At 45.2% G+C, this 21,404-nt stretch carries 18 protein-coding genes; 5 read left to right on the forward strand and 13 right to left on the reverse strand.

The features are described 5' to 3' along the window. Nucleotides 1-14: 14 nt before the first annotated feature. From bamA to rpsB, 9 genes are all read right to left on the reverse strand, one after another. Nucleotides 15-2,453, reverse strand: a complete 2,439-nt coding sequence (gene bamA, locus D5I41_RS18705) for an outer membrane protein assembly factor BamA (protein WP_119011101.1) — start codon at nucleotides 2,451-2,453, stop codon at nucleotides 15-17. Nucleotides 2,454-2,499: 46 nt separating this feature from the next. Further along, on the reverse strand, nucleotides 2,500-3,855 hold the full coding sequence (gene rseP, locus D5I41_RS18710) for a sigma E protease regulator RseP (protein ID WP_119011102.1): 1,356 nt from the start codon (nucleotides 3,853-3,855) through the stop codon (nucleotides 2,500-2,502). Nucleotides 3,856-3,866: 11 nt separating this feature from the next. Next, nucleotides 3,867-5,063, reverse strand: a complete 1,197-nt coding sequence (gene ispC / locus D5I41_RS18715) for a 1-deoxy-D-xylulose-5-phosphate reductoisomerase (RefSeq protein WP_119011103.1) — start codon at nucleotides 5,061-5,063, stop codon at nucleotides 3,867-3,869. Nucleotides 5,064-5,087: 24 nt separating this feature from the next. Beyond that, nucleotides 5,088-5,933: a phosphatidate cytidylyltransferase gene (locus D5I41_RS18720; RefSeq protein ID WP_065599041.1), complete on the reverse strand. Its 846-nt coding sequence runs from the start codon at nucleotides 5,931-5,933 to the stop codon at nucleotides 5,088-5,090. A 10-nt stretch (nucleotides 5,934-5,943) separates the two neighbouring features. After that, nucleotides 5,944-6,699 carry an undecaprenyl pyrophosphate synthase gene (uppS, locus tag D5I41_RS18725; protein WP_119011104.1) on the reverse strand — a complete coding sequence of 252 codons (756 nt, stop codon included), beginning with the start codon at nucleotides 6,697-6,699 and terminating at the stop codon, nucleotides 5,944-5,946. 99 nt (nucleotides 6,700-6,798) lie between these two features. Continuing rightward, on the reverse strand, nucleotides 6,799-7,356 hold the full coding sequence (frr, locus tag D5I41_RS18730; protein ID WP_017032657.1) for a ribosome recycling factor: 558 nt from the start codon (nucleotides 7,354-7,356) through the stop codon (nucleotides 6,799-6,801). A gap of 57 nt (nucleotides 7,357-7,413) precedes the next feature. Beyond that, a complete protein-coding gene (gene pyrH, locus D5I41_RS18735) occupies nucleotides 7,414-8,145 on the reverse strand; it encodes a UMP kinase (protein WP_017029203.1) in 732 nt (243 codons plus the stop codon). A 224-nt stretch (nucleotides 8,146-8,369) separates the two neighbouring features. Further along, the gene (gene tsf, locus D5I41_RS18740) at nucleotides 8,370-9,212 is read right to left on the reverse strand and encodes a translation elongation factor Ts (RefSeq protein WP_119011105.1); all 843 of its coding nucleotides are present in this window, start codon (nucleotides 9,210-9,212) and stop codon (nucleotides 8,370-8,372) included. A gap of 131 nt (nucleotides 9,213-9,343) precedes the next feature. Then, entirely contained in the window at nucleotides 9,344-10,075 is a 732-nt protein-coding gene (gene rpsB, locus D5I41_RS18745; protein ID WP_119011106.1) for a 30S ribosomal protein S2, read from the reverse strand. 348 nt (nucleotides 10,076-10,423) lie between these two features. Here rpsB and map point away from each other — a divergent pair, with 348 nt between their 5' ends. Beyond that, the gene (map, locus tag D5I41_RS18750) at nucleotides 10,424-11,302 is read left to right on the forward strand and encodes a type I methionyl aminopeptidase (RefSeq protein WP_119011548.1); all 879 of its coding nucleotides are present in this window, start codon (nucleotides 10,424-10,426) and stop codon (nucleotides 11,300-11,302) included. A gap of 622 nt (nucleotides 11,303-11,924) precedes the next feature. Here the strand turns inward: map and D5I41_RS18755 are convergent. Beyond that, nucleotides 11,925-15,056, reverse strand: coding sequence for an HD domain-containing phosphohydrolase (locus D5I41_RS18755; RefSeq protein ID WP_119011107.1), 3,132 nt, complete (start codon nucleotides 15,054-15,056; stop codon nucleotides 11,925-11,927). 192 nt (nucleotides 15,057-15,248) lie between these two features. Between D5I41_RS18755 and glnD the strand changes: the two genes are divergently transcribed. Together glnD and D5I41_RS18765 are read left to right on the forward strand one after the other, a co-directional pair. Then, nucleotides 15,249-17,882 (forward strand): bifunctional uridylyltransferase/uridylyl-removing protein GlnD, encoded by a 2,634-nt coding sequence (gene glnD / locus D5I41_RS18760; RefSeq protein ID WP_119011108.1) that lies wholly within the window; start codon nucleotides 15,249-15,251, stop codon nucleotides 17,880-17,882. 140 nt (nucleotides 17,883-18,022) lie between these two features. Then, nucleotides 18,023-18,406 carry a DUF3461 family protein gene (locus D5I41_RS18765; protein WP_026012768.1) on the forward strand — a complete coding sequence of 128 codons (384 nt, stop codon included), beginning with the start codon at nucleotides 18,023-18,025 and terminating at the stop codon, nucleotides 18,404-18,406. Nucleotides 18,407-18,472: 66 nt separating this feature from the next. Here the strand turns inward: D5I41_RS18765 and truC are convergent, their stop codons facing one another. Together truC and D5I41_RS18775 are read right to left on the reverse strand one after the other, a co-directional pair. Continuing rightward, nucleotides 18,473-19,213, reverse strand: coding sequence for a tRNA pseudouridine(65) synthase TruC (truC, locus tag D5I41_RS18770; protein ID WP_186811076.1), 741 nt, complete (start codon nucleotides 19,211-19,213; stop codon nucleotides 18,473-18,475). Continuing rightward, nucleotides 19,204-19,521, reverse strand: a complete 318-nt coding sequence (locus tag D5I41_RS18775) for a YqcC family protein (protein WP_119011110.1) — start codon at nucleotides 19,519-19,521, stop codon at nucleotides 19,204-19,206. Before D5I41_RS18775 ends, truC begins: the two co-directional genes overlap by 10 nt. A gap of 81 nt (nucleotides 19,522-19,602) precedes the next feature. Between D5I41_RS18775 and D5I41_RS18780 the strand changes: the two genes are divergently transcribed. Both D5I41_RS18780 and D5I41_RS18785 read left to right on the forward strand, forming a co-directional pair. After that, complete coding sequence (locus D5I41_RS18780; RefSeq protein ID WP_119011111.1) at nucleotides 19,603-20,646, forward strand: DUF3549 family protein; 1,044 nt, start codon at nucleotides 19,603-19,605, stop codon at nucleotides 20,644-20,646. Then, nucleotides 20,647-20,943: a DUF3301 domain-containing protein gene (locus D5I41_RS18785; protein WP_119011112.1), complete on the forward strand. Its 297-nt coding sequence runs from the start codon at nucleotides 20,647-20,649 to the stop codon at nucleotides 20,941-20,943. Here the strand turns inward: D5I41_RS18785 and D5I41_RS18790 are convergent. Beyond that, a complete protein-coding gene (locus D5I41_RS18790) occupies nucleotides 20,940-21,392 on the reverse strand; it encodes a GNAT family N-acetyltransferase (protein WP_119011113.1) in 453 nt (150 codons plus the stop codon). The two genes, D5I41_RS18785 and D5I41_RS18790, sit on opposite strands and share 4 nt — an antisense overlap. Nucleotides 21,393-21,404 lie beyond the last annotated feature (12 nt).

Below are 21,404 nucleotides of genomic sequence, written 5' to 3' on the forward strand. Positions count from 1 at the left end.
TTTTTCCTCAAAGTTTAGAAGGTTCTACCAATTGTAAAGGTGAAGACCTCTTTATCGTCACCCTCATAAATTTCTATAGGTGTTGCCAACGAGAAGACCAATGGTCCCATCGGAGACATCCACTGCATTGCAGCACCAACGGAAGCACGGAATGCAAACGGGTCTGAGTAGTCGTAGTAGTATTTAGAGCCCGGTAGGTTCTCATCAATAGCTACATCAGTAAACTCGGTATCCCACACGCTTGCAATATCAAAGAAGACACTGGTACGAAGCTGGTTGCGGAACTCATCGCCCGCAAATGGCGTCGGTACAATCAACTCGATACTACCCAACATGGTTGCGTTACCACCCGCCGATTCATCTGTTGCTGAGTAACATGGGTTGTTACCACCACCATTGCCTGAACAACCTGTTGGGTCGTTGTACACGGCTTTTGGACCCGCTGAGTTGGAGCCAAAACCACGCAGCGTGGTAAAGCCGCCGGCATAGAAGTTCTCATAGAATGGGAACAGATTGTCGTTACCGTCAGTCTTGCCATAGCCATTACCATAACCTAAGCGGCCACGTAGCAGTAGTGCAAAGGTTTGCTTCTGGTTTAGTGGGAAGTACTGTCTCGCATCATACTGAACTTTAAAGTACTGGGCATCAGAACCAGGAACCGTCATCTTACCCGTCAGGCGTTGGTGGTTACCTGAAGTTGGGAAAATACCACGGTTTAGATTATTACGCGTCCATGTCAGAGAAACATCAAAATCGTCTGTATCTAACGTATTATTGAGTGGATCGTAGTTATCACCTTGAGATTGAAGGAATTTTTCAATCTGAACGTATGGGTCAAGGTTGGACAAACTGTTGTGCGTATAGCCAAGGCCTACCTCGAAGAAGTTCAATTCATCAAATGGGAAACCCCAAGTCAAAGAACCACCGTAACTTTCGTTGGTATAGTCGACGATACCTGCTTCCGAGGCTTCAAATTTGTTGTAGAAGATCTTACCACCCAGACTCACACCATCAAGGTTCCAGTATGGGTCACGGTACTCCAAGCTAATATTTTGTTGGTAGTCGTTCGTCATTGCGTTGATACCAACGCGGTTACCTGTACCTAAGAAGTTGTCTTGTTGAAGACCAAGCTGGAAGCTAATACCTGATTCAGTACCGTAGCCAACACCAAAGTTAACACTGCCTGAGTTCGCTTCTTTCACAGAGTACACCACGTCCACTTGGTCAGCAGTACCTGGTACTCGAACGGTCTGAACATCAACGGTTTCAAAGAAGCCCAAACGGTTCAAACGAGTCTTACCTGTTTCTAGGTTTCTCGAGTTCAGCCAGCTGCCTTCCATTTGACGCATCTCGCGACGTAGTACTTCGTCTTTGGTGATGTTGTTACCCACAAAACGAATGTCGCGAACATAAATACGGTTACCCGCTTCTACATTCACTACTAGAGATACGGTGTTATTCTCGTCATCAAATTCTGGGATGGTGCGCACGTTAGGATAAGCGTAACCAGCTTCACCTAGCACTCGCTTAATTGACTCTTCCATTCCAGTCACAGCGCCGCCACTATAGACATCGCCTTTCTCAAATGGGTTCATCACTTCAAATTCTTCGCGCTTACCGATCAGCTCACCACGGACCTCGACGTCTTCAACCTTGTACTGCTCACCCTCATCTAAGAATAGAGTGATGTATACCCCTTTCTTATCCGGCGAGATAGCAACCTGGCTAGAGTCGACCTTAAACTTCAGGTAGCCCTGATCCAGATAGTAAGATTTCAGCGCTTCCAGGTCACCGGCTAGCACTTGCTTCTGGTATTTATCGTCCGCCATGAAGTTCCACCATGGCACGTTAACATTTAGGTTAAAGCGCGATAAAAGATCACTGTCTGAATAGACGGTATTACCGATGAAGTTAATCTGTTGGATCTTGGCTGAAACGCCCTCAGAGAAGACAAATTTCAAGTCAGCACGGTTACGAGGAAGAGGCGTTACAACCGCTTGTACAGACGCGTTGTATTTACCCACGCTGTAGTAAAAATCCTCAAGCCCCTTCTCTATAGTACTCAATGCAGTGCGGTCTAACGCCTCACCCACTTGAACACCTGATGAATTTAGGTTTTGTTGTAGCTGCTCTTCTTCAATGGCCTTGTTGCCAGAGAATGAAACACTCGCAATAGTAGGGCGTTCTGTAACTCGAACCACCAACACATTGCCATCGCGCAACACCTTTACATCTTCATAGTTGCCAGAACGGTATAAAGATTTAATGATATCCGATACATCCTTTGAGCCGACATCATCGCCAACACGAACAGGCATCTCCAATAGTGCAGCACCTAATGCAACGCGCTGCAAACCTTCGATTCTTATATCTTCAACTACAAAATTTTCTGCACCGTGAACAGCACTACTTCCAAGTAGTAACGCGGTAAGCAGGATACGTTTTAGCGACATATCGATTTCTAACTTCCTATAAAAATACGCTGTTTGTCCCGTTGGACTACAGTCGCATAAAATCGTTTAAAATTGCGATAGACATCAGTGCAAACACAATTGCGCCACCGACGCGGTACCCCATTTCTTGAATTTTCTCTGGTACCGGGCGACGAATCACCGCTTCGACCGCAAAAAACAACAGATGCCCGCCATCCAATATAGGCAGTGGCACCAAGTTGATTATCCCTAGGTTAATACTTATTAAGGCTAAAAAGCCAAGAAAATAAGCTATACCATAATCTGCTGTCGCTCCAGCTCCCTTGGCTATAGATATTGGGCCACTCAGGTTGTTCAACCCTACGTCACCCACGACTAATTTTTTCAACATGCTTAGCGTTAGAGAGATCACCTGCTTAGTTTTCTCAATCGCTTTACCGACAGACTCTACAGGACCAAACCTCAGGTCAAATCGATACTCTTCAGGCCATTCACCCACTTCAGGTGATACGCCAGCGAAGCCCATATCTCCCTCTCGGGTTTCTCGTACACCTGGTGTAAGAGTGATGGGTACTGTCATACCATCGCGATTAACCTCTAACTGCAATGGTAGGCCGGGATTATCGCGGATCATAGAAGCAAAGTCTTGCCACTCGCTCACAGAGTTATCATTCACTGATAAAACCGTGTCCCCAACCTTAAGGCCCGCTTCCTCGGCTGCTCCGCCCTCTTGAACGTGAGCAAACGTTAGGAAAATCTCAGGAGAATACGGCCTAAAGCCTAACGTGCCCATGGCGGACTCTTTCTCTGGATTGAAGTTCCAACCGTTAAGGTCAACAACCAAAGTCTGTTCTTGGCCAACTTCCTCTGGCGAAGTCACTGTTACCGTCATTTGATCATCGCCAATGCGCGAAATCAAACGCATGTTAACTGATTCCCAGTCCGCGGTTTTGACGCCATCGATGGACTTAAGTTCCATGCCTTGCTGAATTCCAGCCTGAGCAACAATAGAATTGGGAGTTACCTCACCAATTACAGGCTTAACTGCTGGAATACCAATCAGGAATACTAGCCAATAGGCCAAGACAGCAAAAAGGAAATTAGCAACAGGTCCCGCTGCAACAATGGCGCTTCGCTGCCATAGCTTCTTTTTATCAAAGGCTTGATTTTGTTCATGCTCTGCAACGTCTTCTACGCGCCCATCAAGCATCTTGACGTAGCCACCGAGTGGAATCACAGAAATAGAATACTCGGTTCCCGTCTTACCTATCTTTTTCCAGATAGATTTACCAAAACCGATAGAAAATTTATGAACCTTAACCCCACATTTACGGGCAACCCAAAAATGGCCATATTCATGAACTGCGACCAAAATGCCCAGCGCAACAATAAATGAAGCAAAATTCCATAATATGGAGGTCATTACGTCTATCCTTAACCCAGTTGCTCGCGAGCGAGAATGCGCGCCATTCTATCTAGCTCTATCAAGCTTTCCAAGCTATCCAATTGGTTGGCTTGCTCAGTTGCACAAACCTTGTTCATTACAGCACTATTTACTCGCGCAATATCAGTAAATGCTATCTTGTGTTGCAAAAACGCGTCCACTGCGACTTCATTTGCCGCATTCAACGCCGTTGTCGCGTGTTGCCCACTATAACAAGCTTCAATTGCCAGTTCCAAGCACGGATATCTCGCAAAATCGGGTTTGATAAAGGTCAGCTCTCCCATCTCAGTGAAGTCTAGGGGCTTAACACCCGCTTCTACGCGCTGTGGATAAGAAAGCGTCAAGGCTATTGGCGTACACATATCAGGCTCGCCCATCTGTGCAAGTGTCGAGCCGTCGGTGTACTGCACCATTGAATGAATCACAGATTGAGGATGAATAACCACTTGCAGGTGATCTTTATTGGCATTAAACAACCAGCGAGCCTCTATATATTCTAGGCCTTTATTCATCATGCTGGCAGAATCTACAGAGATCTTTGGGCCCATAGACCAGTTAGGATGGGCTATAGCTTGCTCTGGAGTTACCGAGGATAAGCTATCTATATCACTGTAGCGAAATGGTCCACCCGATCCTGTTAATAAGATCTTATGCACACCGGCATCATCAAGAGCGCAGTGACCCAAGTTAGTTTGAATGCTCTGAGGTAGACATTGAAAGATAGCGTTGTGTTCACTGTCCACAGGCATAAGCTCAGCGCCATGCTCTTTCACCGCATCCACAAATAGCTGACCGGACATTACCAGCGCTTCTTTATTGGCCAATAGCACTCGCTTGCCTGCCTTCACTGCCGCCATTGTAGACAACAGGCCCGCAGCGCCCACAATTGCCGCCATAACCATATCAACTTCAGGTAGCGAGGCAATATGGCAAAGCCCTTCTTCTCCCGCTAGAACCTCGGTTTTACAGCCAGCTGCTGCTAACTCTTTTTGTAAGATTAAAGCGGCCGCTTTATCCGCCATTGCGACATATTTAGGCCGCCATTGTTGGCACAGGGTAAACATTTGAGCATGGTTACTACCCGCACCAAGAGCAAACACACGGTATCGCAATGGGTTCTGCGCGATAACCTTAAGGGTGCTGCTACCGATTGAACCTGTAGCACCTAGAATAGTGATGTTTTTCATGCTAATTGACCAAACAAGTGCCGTTTACTGCAACATGAAATAAAGAACGGTAAATACCGGAAATGCTGCGGTTAGGCTATCGATGCGATCTAATACGCCACCATGACCTGGAATGATATTACTGCTGTCTTTGATACCAGCGACACGCTTAAACATACTCTCAACAAGATCACCCAATACCGAAATAACGACAGTGACAAGGGTCAGTAGCATCATTAACCAAGGAGTAGAAAACTCTAGACCAAACCAAATCGTCAGTCCCCAGCCAATCAACATAGCAACGATAATGCCGCCAATCAGTCCCTCTATCGTCTTATTCGGGCTCACGCTTGGTGCCATTTTGTGCTTGCCAAACTTACGGCCAGCAAAGTAAGCACCGCTGTCTGCAGCCCATACCAGAGCACACACATACATAACCAGCTTAGCACCGTAGTAAAAATCGGTGTCAATATCGATGGCACGCAGTGCTGCGATACTCCAAAAGAAAGGCACTAAGGTCAGTACGCCAAACACGAAACGCAGTAAGTGGGAGTCCTTCCAAGAAGCGGTATATTTAGGATGAGTAATGGCCAGAACACTAGCGATAAGCCACCAAATAGCACCGCCCACTACGACAACAAGTAATGCACCGGTCAATTCGGATAGTTTGAGCACGCTCTCTGGGATAAACAGAAAAGGGATAAGAAAAGAGGCAAAAAGCAGTACCATTTTTTGAGCTCGAGTGCCCATTTCTACAAACTGGGTCCACTCCCACAATCCGAGTAGGGTGATAAAACCAAGCATGAGCATAAAGCCCGATAGCGGCAACATGAAAACCCCAAGGATGACTAGAGGGGCTAGAATCAGTGCCGTAATAATGCGTTGCTTCAAGGCGACTTCCTTATTTATTGTCCATTAGTGCTTTGATCTGATCTCCAGTACAGCCAAATCGACGCTCGCGATTGACATACCAAGAGATAGCTTCGGCTAGGCCGTCTTCGTCAAAGTCTGGCCAGTGCTTTTCGCAGAAGTAAAACTCTGCATAAGCCACTTGCCATAGTAAAAAGTTACTTAGGCGCGATTCACCGCTAGTACGAATCAAGAGATCGACCTCAGGTAAATCCGCTAGGCACACTTCTTGTGAAATCAGTTGCTCTGTAATATCCGCTGGCTGAATCTCACCGCGCAATGCCTTCTCAGCAATACGTTTGGTGGCCTGTGTGATATCCCATTTACCACCATAGTTGGCAGCAACGTTAATCACTAAACCTGCATTATCTTGCGTCAGCTCTTCAGCTTCCGCTATTTTTTTCTGTAAACGAGAGTTGAAGCCACTTTTGTCACCAATAATCCTCAGTTTAAGATCGTTTTTATGCAAACGCTTCACTTCAGTGGTTAACAAAGTAATAAACAGTTCCATTAGAAGACTGACTTCTTCTTCTGGACGGCGCCAATTCTCACTGCTAAATGCGAACAAGGTTATTGACTTAACGCCAAGCTTTGCAGCGGCAGTTATGGTTTTTCTAACTGCACTCACTCCTTTCTTGTGGCCATAAACTCTTGGCTTGCCACGTAATTTTGCCCAGCGTCCGTTACCATCCATGATGATAGCGATGTGCTGAGGAAGAGCACTTGATGTTACAGGTATGTCAGACATAAAAGGATTAGGTACATTTAACAGGAGGGAGATAATAGCAGAAAAAAACGCTGCACTGTAGGGTGCAGCGTTTGAGCAGTTAATCGATAACCAGTTTAATTAAACTTCCATCAATTCTTTTTCTTTTGATGCTAGAACATCATCAACGTTCTTAACGGCAACATCAGTTAGCTTTTGAATCTCGTCTTGAGCTTTACGATCTTCGTCTTCAGAGATCTCTTTGTCTTTTAGAAGAGATTTAAAGTCGCTGTTTGCGTCACGACGGATGTTACGAATAGCGACGCGAGCGCCTTCAGCTTCACCACGAACGATCTTAACTAGGTCTTTACGACGCTCTTCTGTCAACGGTGGAAGTGGCACACGAATAACCGTACCCGCAGACATTGGGTTTAGACCTAGGTCAGATTGCATGATTGCTTTCTCAACCTTAGGTGCAAGCTCTCTGTCAAATACAGTGATTGCTAGAGTACGCGCATCTTCAGCAACAACGTTTGCTACTTGGTTAAGAGGCGTTGGAGCACCGTAATACTCAACTGAAAGACCAGATAGAAGGCTTGGGTGAGCACGGCCTGTACGCACCTTTGAAAGAGTGTTCTTTAGCGCTTCAACGCTTTTTTCCATGCGCTGTTGCGCGTCTTGTTTGATTTCGTTAATCACGATTTCACCTTTGAAATTGTCGGGGTCTAATGACCTACCTAAGTTGTGCTTGGGCGATTACTCGGCGTTGCTGATAAGAGTGCCTTCAGCTTCACCCATCACCACGCGACGTAGTGCGCCTGGCTTGTTCATATTAAATACGCGAATTGGCATGTTGTGGTCGCGTGCCAATGTGAACGCAGCTAGATCCATAACCTTAAGCTCTTTATCTAGTACTTCATTGTACGATAACTTGCTGTAAAGTTCAGCGTCTGGGTTCGTTGCAGGGTCAGCATTGTATACGCCGTCAACTTTTGTTGCTTTTAGTACTAGATCCGCTTCGATCTCGATACCACGAAGACAAGCAGCAGAGTCCGTTGTGAAGAATGGGTTACCCGTTCCTGCAGAGAAGATCACTACGCGACCTTGACGAAGTTCGCGGATAGCGTCAGCCCAGTTGTAATCGTCACACACACCTTTTAGTTGAATCGCTGACATTACGCGAGCATTCACGTATGCACGGTGCAATGCATCACGCATTGCTAGGCCATTCATCACTGTTGCTAGCATACCCATATGGTCGCCTACAACGCGGTTCATGCCAGCTTCTGCAAGACCAGCACCGCGGAACAAGTTGCCACCGCCGATAACCACACCTACTTCTACACCTAGCTCAACCAACTCTTTTACTTCTTGAGCCATACGCTCAAGGATAGTTGGGTCGATACCAAAGCCTTCTTCGCCTTGAAGAGCCTCACCACTCAGTTTTAACAGGATACGCTGATATGCTGGTTTAGGGTTTGTAGTCATGAAGTATACCTTCTAAAGAGTTATCGATTAACAGTTGAGGATGGAGACTCAGCTATCAGCTATCAGCTATCAGCTATCAGCTATCAGCTATCAGCTATCAGCTATCAGCTATCAGCTATCAGCCAATTATAAGTCACTATTCTCAACGGCTAAACTTAAGTATTTATTCGTAAAAAGACCGTAGCAATTGCCACGGTCTTTTTGGTATTCACTAAGGCTAATGATTAACCTTTTTGAACTGCAGCTACTTCATCAGCAAAGCTCATTTCTGCCGCTTTTTCGATGCCTTCACCAACTTCTAGACGAACAAAGTCAGTTACTTCTGCGCCACGCTCTTTAAGAACTTCACCAACAGATTTCTTTGGTTCCATTACGAACGCTTGACCAGTTAGAGAGATTTCGCCAGTGAATTTCTTCATACGGCCAACAACCATCTTCTCTGCGATCTCAGCAGGTTTGCCTTCGTTCATAGCGATTTCAACTTGAACCGCTTTTTCTTTCTCAACTACTTCAGCAGGTACGTCTGAAGGGTTAAGGAAGTCTGGACGAGAAGCAGCAACGTGCATAGCAACGTGCTTAAGTACTTCTGCGTCGCCAGAACCAGCAACAACAACACCGATTTTCTCACCGTGACGGTAAGAAGCGATTTCAGCACCTTCAACGTACTGTACGCGACGGATGTTGATGTTTTCACCGATTTTAGCAACTAGTGCAATACGAACTTCTTCGAATTGTGCTTGTAGCTCTTCAACAGAAGCTTTTGATGCTAGAGCAGCGTCAGCTACTTCGTTAGCAAATGCAGTGAAGTTTGCATCTTTAGCAACGAAGTCAGTTTGGCAGTTAACTTCAAGAAGAACAGCAACGCCGTTTGCATCTTTAACAATGATCGCGCCTTCAGCAGCTACGTTGCCTGCTTTCTTAGCAGCTTTAGCAGCGCCAGATTTACGCATGTTTTCAATTGCTAGATCGATGTCACCGTCAGTAGCAGTAAGAGCTTTCTTACAGTCCATCATACCTGCGCCAGTGCGGTCGCGCAGTTCTTTTACTAGAGCAGCAGTTACAGCCATTCTCTAATCCTCAAGTTGATTCAAAAGGTAAAATTCAGGGGCCTAAATTGGGGCCCCTGATGCATACTAGCACTTAGTTTATCTGCTGTTCGGTTTCCCGGCAAACAACTAAGTGTGACTTGGAGCTGCTATTACTCAGCTTCTTCTACGAAACCGTCTTTGTCAGCAGCAGTAGCAACGTCTTTGTTACGACCTTCAGTCACAGATAGTGCTGCAGCGTTTAGGTAAAGTTGTACCGCGCGGATTGCATCGTCGTTACCAGGGATGATGTAATCAACACCGTCTGGGTCAGAGTTAGTATCTACAACAGCGTATACAGGGATACCTAGGTTGTTCGCTTCTTTAACTGCGATGTGCTCGTGATCAGCGTCGATTACGAATAGAGCGTCTGGTAGGCCGCCCATATCTTTGATACCACCAAGAGATTTCTCTAGCTTCTCCATTTCGCGAGTACGCATTAGAGCTTCTTTCTTAGTTAGTTTCTCAAAAGTACCGTCTTGAGCTTGAGATTCAAGTTCTTTTAGACGCTTGATAGACTGACGAACAGTTTTGTAGTTTGTTAGCATACCGCCTAACCAGCGGTTGTTAACGTAGAATTGGTTGCTTGCGATAGCAGCTTCTTTAACAGCTTCAGATGCAGCGCGTTTAGTACCAACGAAAAGAACTTTACCTTTTTTCTCGCCAACTTTAGCAAGCTCAGTTAGAGCTTCGTTGAACATAGGAACAGTTTTTTCTAGGTTGATGATATGAACTTTGTTACGAGCACCAAAGATGAATGGCTTCATTTTTGGGTTCCAGTAACGAGTCTGGTGACCGAAGTGAACACCAGCTTTAAGCATATCGCGCATTGATACAGTTGCCATTTTAAAATCCTCTAAATTGGGGTTAGGCCTCCACATTCCCCATGGTCTCGACTCCCTCTGTTTGCAATCGCAAACTGGAGCACCCCGAAACATGTGACGAAATGTGTGTGATTTAAGTAAATTAAGTTAGTGACATAGAAAACCACCTCGCCCTATACAAAATAGGAAGACAATGGAATCTATCTCGGCGCGGTTTATACCATATTTTCGGGCTCGATTACCAGAAATATCACGTTTATTTCACTTAAGAGACGAAACGCGTCCCTACTTGAGTTTTATTTTCATTTGCGAGTGTGGCCAGTGTTGTTAGAATAAAGGCAATTGAAGCAAGAGTTAACTGAGTACAGCATGTCGATAAAAATCAAAACTGAAGCAGAGATCGAAAAAATGCGCGTTGCCGGCAAATTAGCAGCCGACGTTTTAGAGATGATAGCCCCGCACGTAAAAGAAGGGGTATCTACTGAAGAACTGAACAAAATCTGTCACGAATTTACCCTAGAAAACGGTGCGTATTCTGCTCCGCTTGATTATCACGGGTTCCCTAAATCTATCTGTACTTCAATCAACCATATCGTATGTCATGGTATTCCAGCAGCAGAAGACGCGGTGGGCAGCAATGGCCAAAAGAAACCGGCTGTACTGAAAAGCGGAGACATTGTTAACATCGATATTACGGTGATTATTCCTGACGACGAAAACGCCGACCTTAGCACCCGTCCTCAAGGCTACCACGGTGATACCTCTAAGATGTTCTTGATTGGCGATGTAAGCCCAAATGACAAGCGTCTTTGTATGGTGGCTCAAGAAGCGCTTTATTTGGGTATGAAACAGGTTAAGCCTGGCGCAACGGTAGGCGAAATCGGTACGGTTATCGAAAAGTACATCAAAGAGAACAACAAAAAGAACCCTCGCAACAAGTTCTCTATTGTTAAAGATTTCTGTGGTCACGGTATTGGCAATGAGTTCCACGAAGAGCCACAGGTGGTGCACTACAAGAACTTCGACCGCCGCGTATTAAAAGAAGGTATGTGTTTTACCATCGAACCAATGATTAACGCTGGCAAGTTCGGCTGTACTATCGATGCTAATGATGATTGGACTGTGTATACGGGCGACGGAAAAAACTCAGCTCAGTGGGAACACACTATCGTGGTAACTAAAGATGGTTGTGAAGTGCTGACCCTTCGTAACGAAGAATCCATCCCTCGATTGATGGTGAACAGTTAAGAGAAATAAGCCAGCGTAACGCTGGCTTTTTTGTGCTTGGGGAAAACCCAAACCAACCTTTGCGAAAGAGATTATCCCTGCCCATCTGATGGCTTAAAGCCTGACTTTCATACACAAGTATTGATAGTCGATCTAAATGTGCTCTAACAGAGTGTATGCCTTATTAGATCACTACTTTGATGTTCATGGATGTTCATGGCTGTTCATGCGATTAATAGACGTCGTCCCCGTGGGCTTTTCCGGGCTGGCGTACCAGTCGAAACAGATGCCCGATAAAAGCACTCGGGCATGACAGATACCCTAAAGTCCGAATAGTGATCAAGAGACATGCTTAAAGCTATCAGGTTTCAGTTCAATTGCCGACTAACAGGCATTCCCGAGTTCTTTTCTGGGCCGGCATTCCGCTGGGCCGGCATTCCGCTGGGCCGGCATTCCGGTCGGGTATCTAAAACGCACAAGCCATAGATTGCCGATAAGAGACTTCGACAATGACGCGTTTTCCTAACCTAGCAGGATGATGCAAAGTGCTCGTTCCAAATCATCGAGTGCATTTATCTAGGCTTTCTCAGCGTGTGGGAATGTCACTTTGTACCCCACGCATTAACGCTGTCAGCCCTAACTCTTAAACCCAATACTCCTCAATATCAACATCATCAATCTGCTCAGGTTCTAGGTACTGCTTAGCGTACTCAAGATACGCTCCACTGCTCAAGAACAGTCGATATGTCTCTTTGTCTAGATGCTCATCTTGCACCATGAATTTCATAATTCTCAAAGACTCACTGAGGCTCTTAGCGCTCTTATAGGGTCTATCTGCGGCGGTCAGCGCTTCAAATACATCCGCCAACGCCATTATACGTTCTGGAATGCTCAACTCTTCTCCCTTCAATTGTCTTGGATAGCCTGTACCCTTCATGGTTTCATGGTGAGTTGAGGCGTATCGAGGCACCTTAGATAGATCATCAGGGAAAGGCATGCGTTCCAGCATTTTTATAGTACTGATAATATGCTCATTGATCTTAAATCGATCTTCTGCGGTTAACGTGCCTTTGCGAATGGTTAGATTGTATACCTCGCCCCTATTCGCTAGGTACTCAGGCACCTCCATCTTTATTTCAAAGCTCGGATCATACTCAATCTTCGATGGATGTTGGTAGAGATGTTCAGCTTTATCTGCCAGCAAGGACTCAAGGGCAGGAGTCACTGAGCTAATACCTCGAGACTCCAGACGTCGCTGCTCTTCTGGTGATAAACCTAACTGATCATCTAAATAGCGAGTCCAGGTGCGTTTCGCAATCTGTTCAATTCGCTCTACCGCCTCATCATCCATGAATTCGCCACCCACATTGGCATTGGCAACTTCAGCAAACTCTTGTTTTAACAACTCAATGTCCGCTTGTAGAGCGCTATCCCGCTCAGGGCGTAATGTTGGAGCCTGCTGCTGATAAAAAGCAATGATCTGATCTCTAATCATTACCTCAAATCGAGTGCGAACCTCATGGATACGATTGTAATTCGCCTCAAGCTTTGAGCCCTTATCAACAATATGCTCAGGGGTAGTGATCTTGCCACAATCATGCAGCCATGCGGCAATCCTAAACTCGCGCCTTTGCGCATCGCTTTCAAAACCGAACTCAGCAAAGGAACCCTCATTCGATTTTTCTGCCTGTTCAACCAGCATAATGGCTAGCTCTGGCACTCGATTACAGTGTCCGGCTGTATATGGAGATTTGTCATCGATGGCCTGAGCAATGAGCTTGATAAAGGAATCAACAAACTCCTGTTGTTGCTTTTCATAGACCGAAAGCTCATTCGCTGTAGTCTCAATCGATCGTGAGAGTTGATAGATCTCTTTTATCCTAGATGACACACCATTCACATCTGAATAGCGACGCTCTCGCACCTTTTTTGTCTCTTCAATTAAGGCATGAATAGGACTCACAATTGGCTTTGAGAATACTCGAGATAGTGGGATAAGTAGGGTTAACAGTGCTGCAGAGCCTAAAGTAGACGCAACAACATTTCTCAATGCAGCGTCCAATAAAGATTCAGATGGTACCGTAATGCTAAAATATTCAGTACCGCGTTCAAATAGGTCAATTTGTTCTATGTAAGTGAAATAACTCTCTCCATCCACATCGAACGTCAGTAACTGATCGCGCAGACTTTCATTCTTAGTGGCATCAATTAAGAATTCATACGGAACAACACCACTTGGGCTGTCTTTAGAAAACCACTTGGTCTCGAGAAAACGAATCTCTTCTGGTGTAAAGCTAGCGATAGCTTGATTTATGATGTCACCCACCTGGGGGTCAATATTCTCAATCGCCAAATGAAAGGTATTGGTTGAATGAAGATCTTGCTTCGCGTCGATAAGGTTGACCGTCAATTCGTTAAAGAAATGCTGCTCTATGGTGCTCTTAAGAATTACATTTAGATCCATAACCGCATCAAGATCGCCACTATAAAGCGACAGCAATCCAGCATAAAGATCATCTAGCTCAACGATTTGAACTTCAGGGTGGCTCGCCCTTATCTCTTCAATGATTGACCAGCCTTTCAAAATACCCAGTTTTTTCCCAAGCAGTTGATCAAGTCCGCCATAGCCGTTTCCTGAAGTGGCTAATCCAAAATCAAATCTAGCTAAGGGAACACTCAACGCCCCAAAAGATCTATTTGTGGCATTGTTCGCAACCGGATAAAGAATATCAATATCACCTTGCTTATACTCTTCAACAAGTTCAGCCCAACTAATACCATTGATAAACTTAAGGCGGATACCGGTTTTAAGACCAATAATTCGCATCTTATCAACGAAATATCCTGCGGGCTTTCCGCGCACCGCAAAATCTAGGGGAGGCCAATTGGTTTGGTTTGATACCTCAATGTTCCCAACAGAGGCGATCAGGCTTTGTTGGTCTTTTGTTAAACTCAAAGGAGTGACATCAGGTAGCGAACCAAGTTTATTGTCATTGGAAGACGCCTTGAGTTCACCCGTTTCACCGTAAACAAAAAATTCTGCGGGTAGCTTAGTTGCAGGATGTCCCAAGCGACCTATTATTTTATTCGATAGTGTCTCAGATATGACATCCATCCCAAGCACACTGCCAAATACTGAACCGTCGATTTTTGAAGCGTACGTTTGACCGCTAACTTGAACATTGTGGAATAAATAAGGCTCTGTTTTAAAAAGATTCGAATCTTGCGCACCCACAAACCAAGGTCTTTGAACTGCATTATATTTACTTTTTACCGAAACCTTATCTCGTAGTTGAAATGAGTGGTCAAAGAACGAGCTTGTCTTTATGTTTTCTTGCCCTTGTCTAATTATTTCAACCAATACCCACCGATCTGATGATTCAGCACCTAAATCTTCTCTGATTTCCTCTAAAGAATTCAAATTGATGAGTTGATAAAAGTGACCATCTGCCCTTGCTATATACAAACTATAAAATATCGGGTCTCCTCTCATCAATTGAGCAAAGGCCGTTCTCGCGAGCAAGTTTTCATCGAACTTTTCAAAATCTTGCCCAAGACCTGATAGTAATAAAGTCAAATTACTAAAAACCCTATCGACATTTTTCACTTCTCTGGTGATGATACTGGAGATATTCTGGTACTTCTGCAGTGCGCTTTGCAGTGCTTGCTGTTTACTAAAGTAGTATTGCAAACCAATCGCTACAGATGCTGTGAGACAAGTAGTGAGGATAAAGAGACTAATCACTGTCACTTTTATCGAATAACGCCTTTTCATTTTACCCTCTGGTACAAAAATCCTTTCCTCATAGATTAGAACAACATTCTCTAAAGTGTCTGAAAATATTGGTTTTTTCCTTAATCTCCTCAAGGCGTTAAGGCCCTATAAACTGAAGTTTGCCTTGCCATCAGCCGTAAAATCAGGAAGTATCAGAAGTAGTGACCTTAATGCATAAAAAGGATTTAGTGCGTGCCAAACCTAAATGCCCTCTCCCCTACCAAGTTGCCTCAAGAGCAACTTGATATACAGACTCTGCGAACGCTTCTTCAAGATTTTGGTGAGCAGCAAAAGCGCTTCTTCTTCGAACATCACCTTGTTGCTGATCTCGTTCAAGAGCGCAGTGACTTCATGGACTCCTTATTAGAACGATTATGGAAGCACTATGGCTTTAATCAAATCGAAGGCGTGTGTTTAGTCGCAGTAGGCGGGTATGGCCGTAGTGAATTACATCCGCTGTCGGATATCGACATTCTTATCCTTTCCAAGAGAACCCTCAAAGAAGAGTGGGTCCCTAAGATCAGTGAATTTGTTACCTTGCTGTGGGATTTAAAATTAGAGGTTGGGCATAGTGTACGAAGCGTCAAAGAATGTCTGCAGGTTGCAAAAGAAGACCTGACTGTTGCGACGAACCTTCAAGAGTCTCGCCTCATTTGTGGTAGCCAGGATTGCTTTCAAAGCCTAAGAAATATCATTGACTCTGATGATTTCTGGCCGAGTGAAATATTCTACAAAGCCAAACTAGAAGAGCAAAGAGAGCGACACGCTCGATACCACGACACAGGCTACAACTTGGAGCCGGACATTAAATCCAGCCCAGGTGGTTTGCGTGACATTCATACCCTGAGTTGGGTCGCACGACGTCATTTCGGTGCCACCTCATTATTAGAAATGAGCCACCATGGCTTTCTTACCGATGCCGAGTATCGTGAACTGCAAGAGTGTCAAAATTTTCTTTGGCAGATCCGATTCGCACTGCATATTGAACTAAAGCGTTATGACAACCGCCTCTCTTTTGCTTATCAGGCGAAAGTGGCAGAGAACCTTGGGTTTACGGGTGAAAGAAACCAGCCTGTTGAACGGATGATGAAAGAGTTTTATCGTACCCTTCGTCGCATCACTGAACTCAACAAAATGCTGCTCAAGCTATTTGATCAGGCGATATTGAATCAAGGTAAGTTAATCCCTGCTGAAATCATCAATGAAGATTTTCAGCGCAGAGGCCATCTTATTGAAGCGCGAAAGCCGGCCCTATTTCAGGCTCGTCCCGATACCATCTTAGATATGTTTATCCATATCGCCAACGACTCTACGATAACGGGTGTCGCGCCACCTACCTTACGCCAATTGCGTACCGCTCGACGACGCCTGAATCGATTTTTACATACCATTCCTGAAGCCCGTGAAAAATTCATGATATTGGTGAGGCACCCCAATGCACTCACTAAAGCATTCAGACTAATGCACCAATTAGGCGTACTGTCTGCTTACCTCCCACAATGGAGCCAGATTGTTGGGCAAATGCAGTTTGATTTGTTCCATGTCTACACCGTAGATGAACATAGTATGCGACTGCTAAAGCATATCCATAAGTTCAGCTTTGCAAAAAACAGGGACAAGCACCCTATTTGTTGTGAGGTACTGCCTAGAATACAGAAACCAGAACTGCTGACCATTGCCGCCATTTTCCACGATATAGGCAAAGGCAGAGGTGGCGATCACTCGGTGATTGGGGAAAAAGAAGCGTACGATTTCTGTATCGAGCACGATCTATCTAAACCTGAAGCTAAGCTGGTTGCGTGGTTGGTGAGAAACCACTTGTTGATGTCCGTAACTGCGCAGAAGCGCGATATTCAAGACCCTGACGTCATTGCCGAATTTGCCAAGAAGGTGAAGACAGAAGAGTACCTAGAATTTCTTGTTTGCCTAACCGTTGCGGATATTTGCGCCACCAACCCAGAGCTTTGGAACAGCTGGAAGCGCTCACTTTTAACTGAGTTATTCTACTCCACACAAAGAGCCCTGCGTCGCGGGCTAGAGCACCCAGTCGATGTCAGGGATAGAATTAGACACAATCAGCAACAAGCCTCTGCTGTGCTTCGTAGCCAAGGCTTTACGCCACGTGAAATCGAGGTGCTATGGCAACGCTTCAAGGCTGACTATTTCCTTCGTCACACACCACAGCAACTCGCGTGGCACGCTCAAGCTATCCTTGAGCAAGAAGACCCTGACTCACCATTAGTGCTGATCAACCCTCAACCCACTCGAGGAGGCTCTGAGCTGTTTGTATACACCAAAGACCAGCCAGTCCTATTTGCCAGTGTGGTAGCAGAGCTAGACCGACGAAACTTCAATGTACATGATGCTCAGGTTATGGTGAGCCGTGATGGATACATTCTAGATACCTTCATTGTGTTAGACCAAAACAACCAACCTCTTGAAGAGCGCAGACATGAAGCGGTTATCAAGCACCTGCAACATGTGATTAAAGATGGCCGATTGACCAAGATTAAAGTGCGACGCACGCCAAGAAACCTCGTTCACTTTAAGGTAAAAACGCGAACAGAATTTATCGAAACCAAAAACGCCAAGCAGACGCTGATGGAGCTAGTCGCATTAGATACCCCTGGCCTGTTAGCTGCAGTGGGAGCCACCTTCGCCAAAATGGATTTGCACCTGCACTCAGCCAAAATAACCACCATTGGGGAGCGAGCGGAGGATTTGTTTATCATCACCTCTCCGGAAGGTAAAAAGCTGGATGCAGCGCTTCAAGAAACCCTGCGTCAAAACCTAATTGAGAACTTATCGGAGCTGGCGCCAAACTAAAATGTGAATGAAAGCAGGGTTGAAGGGGAACTCGCTACCTAAGCACCTGATTCCCTGCTAGATTTACAATTAAGTATGAAAAACCATACTCGTTGAGCTATTCATTAGGAAGTTCACCAAATTTGATCGCAGAGGTGCCTATGTATCCACACCTAACCGGGTTGGGAATTCACGAAACAAAGCAAATTGACCGCTATTCATTGCGCCAAGAAGCTCATAAAGATGTTCTTAAGATCTACTTTAAAAAGCAAAAAGGTGAGTTATTCGCAAAGAGTGTAAAGTTTAAGTACCCAAGACAGGTAAAAAGTGTACTTATCGATGATGGTAGCGGGCAATACCGAAACAAAACAGAAATTAACCGCAACCTGACCTTGGTTATCGACGAGCTTAATACTCTGACTAAACCCGTCAAGTCTCAAGATGTCGACGTGAAACAAAAAATACTGTCAGATTTACGCCACTTAGAAAAAGTGGTTTCGGGCAAGATTGCAGAAATTGAAGCCGACCTAGAAAAGCTCAAATAATCGCCCTAATACAAAAAGCTCATACTTTGACCATTGCCAAGTATGAGCTTTTCTCTTTTGTTAGACTTATTCGCCGTCGAATGCTGCTTGCCATTCAAAGCGCTCAATGAGTTGTCGCCACGTTTCATCAAACCTTGCCTCAAGCACTAGTTGCACCCCAGTAAAGGGGTGTTCGAACTCAAGCCTTGATGCATGCAAAAGCAAGCGATCACTGGCTAAGTTTTCTTTGAACAAGCGATTGTGCTTACCGTCCCCATGCGTGGTGTCTCCAACAATAGGATGACGCAAGTGCTTCATGTGTCGGCGTAACTGATGCTTACGGCCCGTTAGGGGTTGAAGTTCCATCAAGCAATATCGAGAGGTAGGAAAGCGCCCTGTTGAGAACGGCACTTCAACCTTAGCCAAGGGACGGTAATCTGTTATCGCTTGCTGAGCTTCTTTCTCTTTATCAGCAAACTTGTCCGCAATCTTATCCAGCTCTACTTTCAAGGCGTAATCCAAGCGATCACCCTCTTCAATCCAGCCACGTACTATCGCATGGTAAGTTTTCTGCATTTGATGTTCAGCAAACATAGGCATCATCTGGGAGGCTACTTCACTAGATAGAGCAAACACAAGCACGCCAGAGGTAGGACGGTCAAGACGATGCAAAGGGAACACATGCTGACCTATCTGGTCACGCAGTGTCTGCATGACAAACTGGGTCTCATGCTTATCGAGCCAAGAACGATGCACTAACATCCCTGCAGGCTTATTAACGGCAACGATAAACTCGTCTTGGTAAATGATCTCCAACATTATGCACATACCTCATCAATCTCTTTCAGCACTTTAATTACCTTTGCCCACTCAGGCTTACTCTGACAAGTTTGCTCAAAGTACGGAGAAATAGCGAACCCAACAGGTAAGGCTTGCTGCGATCTTACAATCTGTTGCATTTTTGGAATGAAGATCCACTGCAGCCATTGCTCTGGATGAAGAGTATCCACAGCAAAGGGTTGTGTGCTCATCAGCGCCTCAGGTGACGGGTTATTTACTTCCCACAAGCCAGATTGCTTAAGGGTATATTCCACATCGATGAGCAGTTTTTGCATCTGTAGGTGAACTGTATTCAAGCTATTTCTCTTGTTACTCTTGAAATTCGGCGCAAGATTACCATGTTATAGGGAGAGTATGGGTTATTTAGATGTAGGCAAATGGAAAATATTTCGACACTGACACAGATATTACGAGACAGCGATTGTCACTTTAAGGTACACGACTTAGGTCGCCGTATCGAATTGATCCCCAACGATGAATTTGAAAGTATTGAGCTAGGCCGACAAGCCTATCCTTACCCTATTCAGCGCCAAGCGCAATTTGCCATCACCTACTGGAACGAACAAAAGCAGCCTTGGATTTGGTTCCTTAAATTCGACTTGGACGAGCGTGGTTTATTAAACTCAACCGACATTGGTAACTTCATAAAGTTTGTACTTGAGGCTATGGGTTCAAGACTGCAAAAAGAACTGAATGAAGAAGTGCAAGAGCAACTGGCTAGCAACCCATACACCTTCAAGCCAAAAGAAGACAAGCTAGCGGTATTTAACAGCCAAGTCAGTGCTGAGCTAGACCTATCTCCAAGCCAATATTATGCCCATGCTTTGACCTATTTTAAGGGCGAACTCGGCTGGAATAATTGGCAAACTGTCGGTCTGCAAGGGATCACAGATATCTGTGCACGTCTAAAAGAATCTAATAATGAGTTGATGGTGAAAAAAAGCCTTTCTCAACTGCCAACCCAGCCTCTTTATGCCCTGCTAGGAGCCCTAGAGCATTGTGAGATCAGCGACTCTCTAGCCACTCGATTGTATGACCTAGCGTTGGATCAGCTAAATCACCCAGAGGGTGACCTATTCCTATTATCGGCATTGGCTCGCGCACTATCAGGCAACAAAGGGAATAAACTCACCTCTCTTGTGACTGCTATTCTATCAGAGAGTAAATATTGCCATCAGGAAGTCTTGATCGCTATCGCAGGTCGCTGTTGGGAGCCACTGCAGCAAAGTACGCTTGCTGAACAATTCTTGATAAGACTGGCACAAACCAATAATCAAGGACTATTCAACCAGCTATTTGCAGACCTAGTGATGCAGCCAAAACTTCGTATGGTGATATTGCCAATGCTTCATCAAGCTCCCTCACAAGAACTGGCCCAAGCCTTAGTTGCCTTACAAAAAAATACTAAGGGGCAAAGCTAAATGGACAACCTGCTCGCCATACTCGGGTTAGCAATTTTTCTTACTCTATTCTGGCAACATAGACGCCAGGCAGAGTTGGCCAAGGTTGCCATCATTAGACATTGCAAAAAACTGGAACTGCAGGTTGTCAGCATCTCTTCTGGGGCGCACAGAATACGTCGCCCCGATGGTAAGCTGGGCTGGCATACGGTGTTTGCCTTTGAGTTTTCAGCCCTAGGTGATGACTGCTATCAAGGCGAGTTAACCATGGTCGGGCTGCGAGTCTCGCATTTTCGCACCGACCCTCATCGCATCTAATTTACTAAGCGATAGAGATAATAAACACCATACTCATCCTCATGCCGGGAAGCTTGTATAAAACCAAGCTTCTCTATGACTCGCTCTGACGCACTATGCCCTTCATCAATAGTCGCAAATAAACGCTGTGTTGAGAGGTTATCAGGCAGTTGCTCCATCAACATTTTCAGCGATCTAGTCGCATACCCCTGCCCCCAATAAGCATTATCAAAGATGAAGCCTAGCTCCCAACCTTCTTCTTGTTCACTGATAAATAGATGCCCAACATAATGACCATTAACCTCTACTGCTCGGGTTATCGTTGATTCCTCACCTTGCAACTTATCAAACAGCTTTGAAGCACTTTCATAAGAATGTGCACCATTCATGTGGGCGCGATTGATAGGGCACGTATTAAGACGAATAAAGTCTTGCCGATCTTGCTCATGATAGTCACGAATAATAAGCATGGTTAAGCCTGC

It is taken from the genome of Vibrio superstes (assembly GCF_003569005.1).
Taxonomy (GTDB): Bacteria; Pseudomonadota; Gammaproteobacteria; order Enterobacterales; family Vibrionaceae; genus Vibrio; species Vibrio superstes.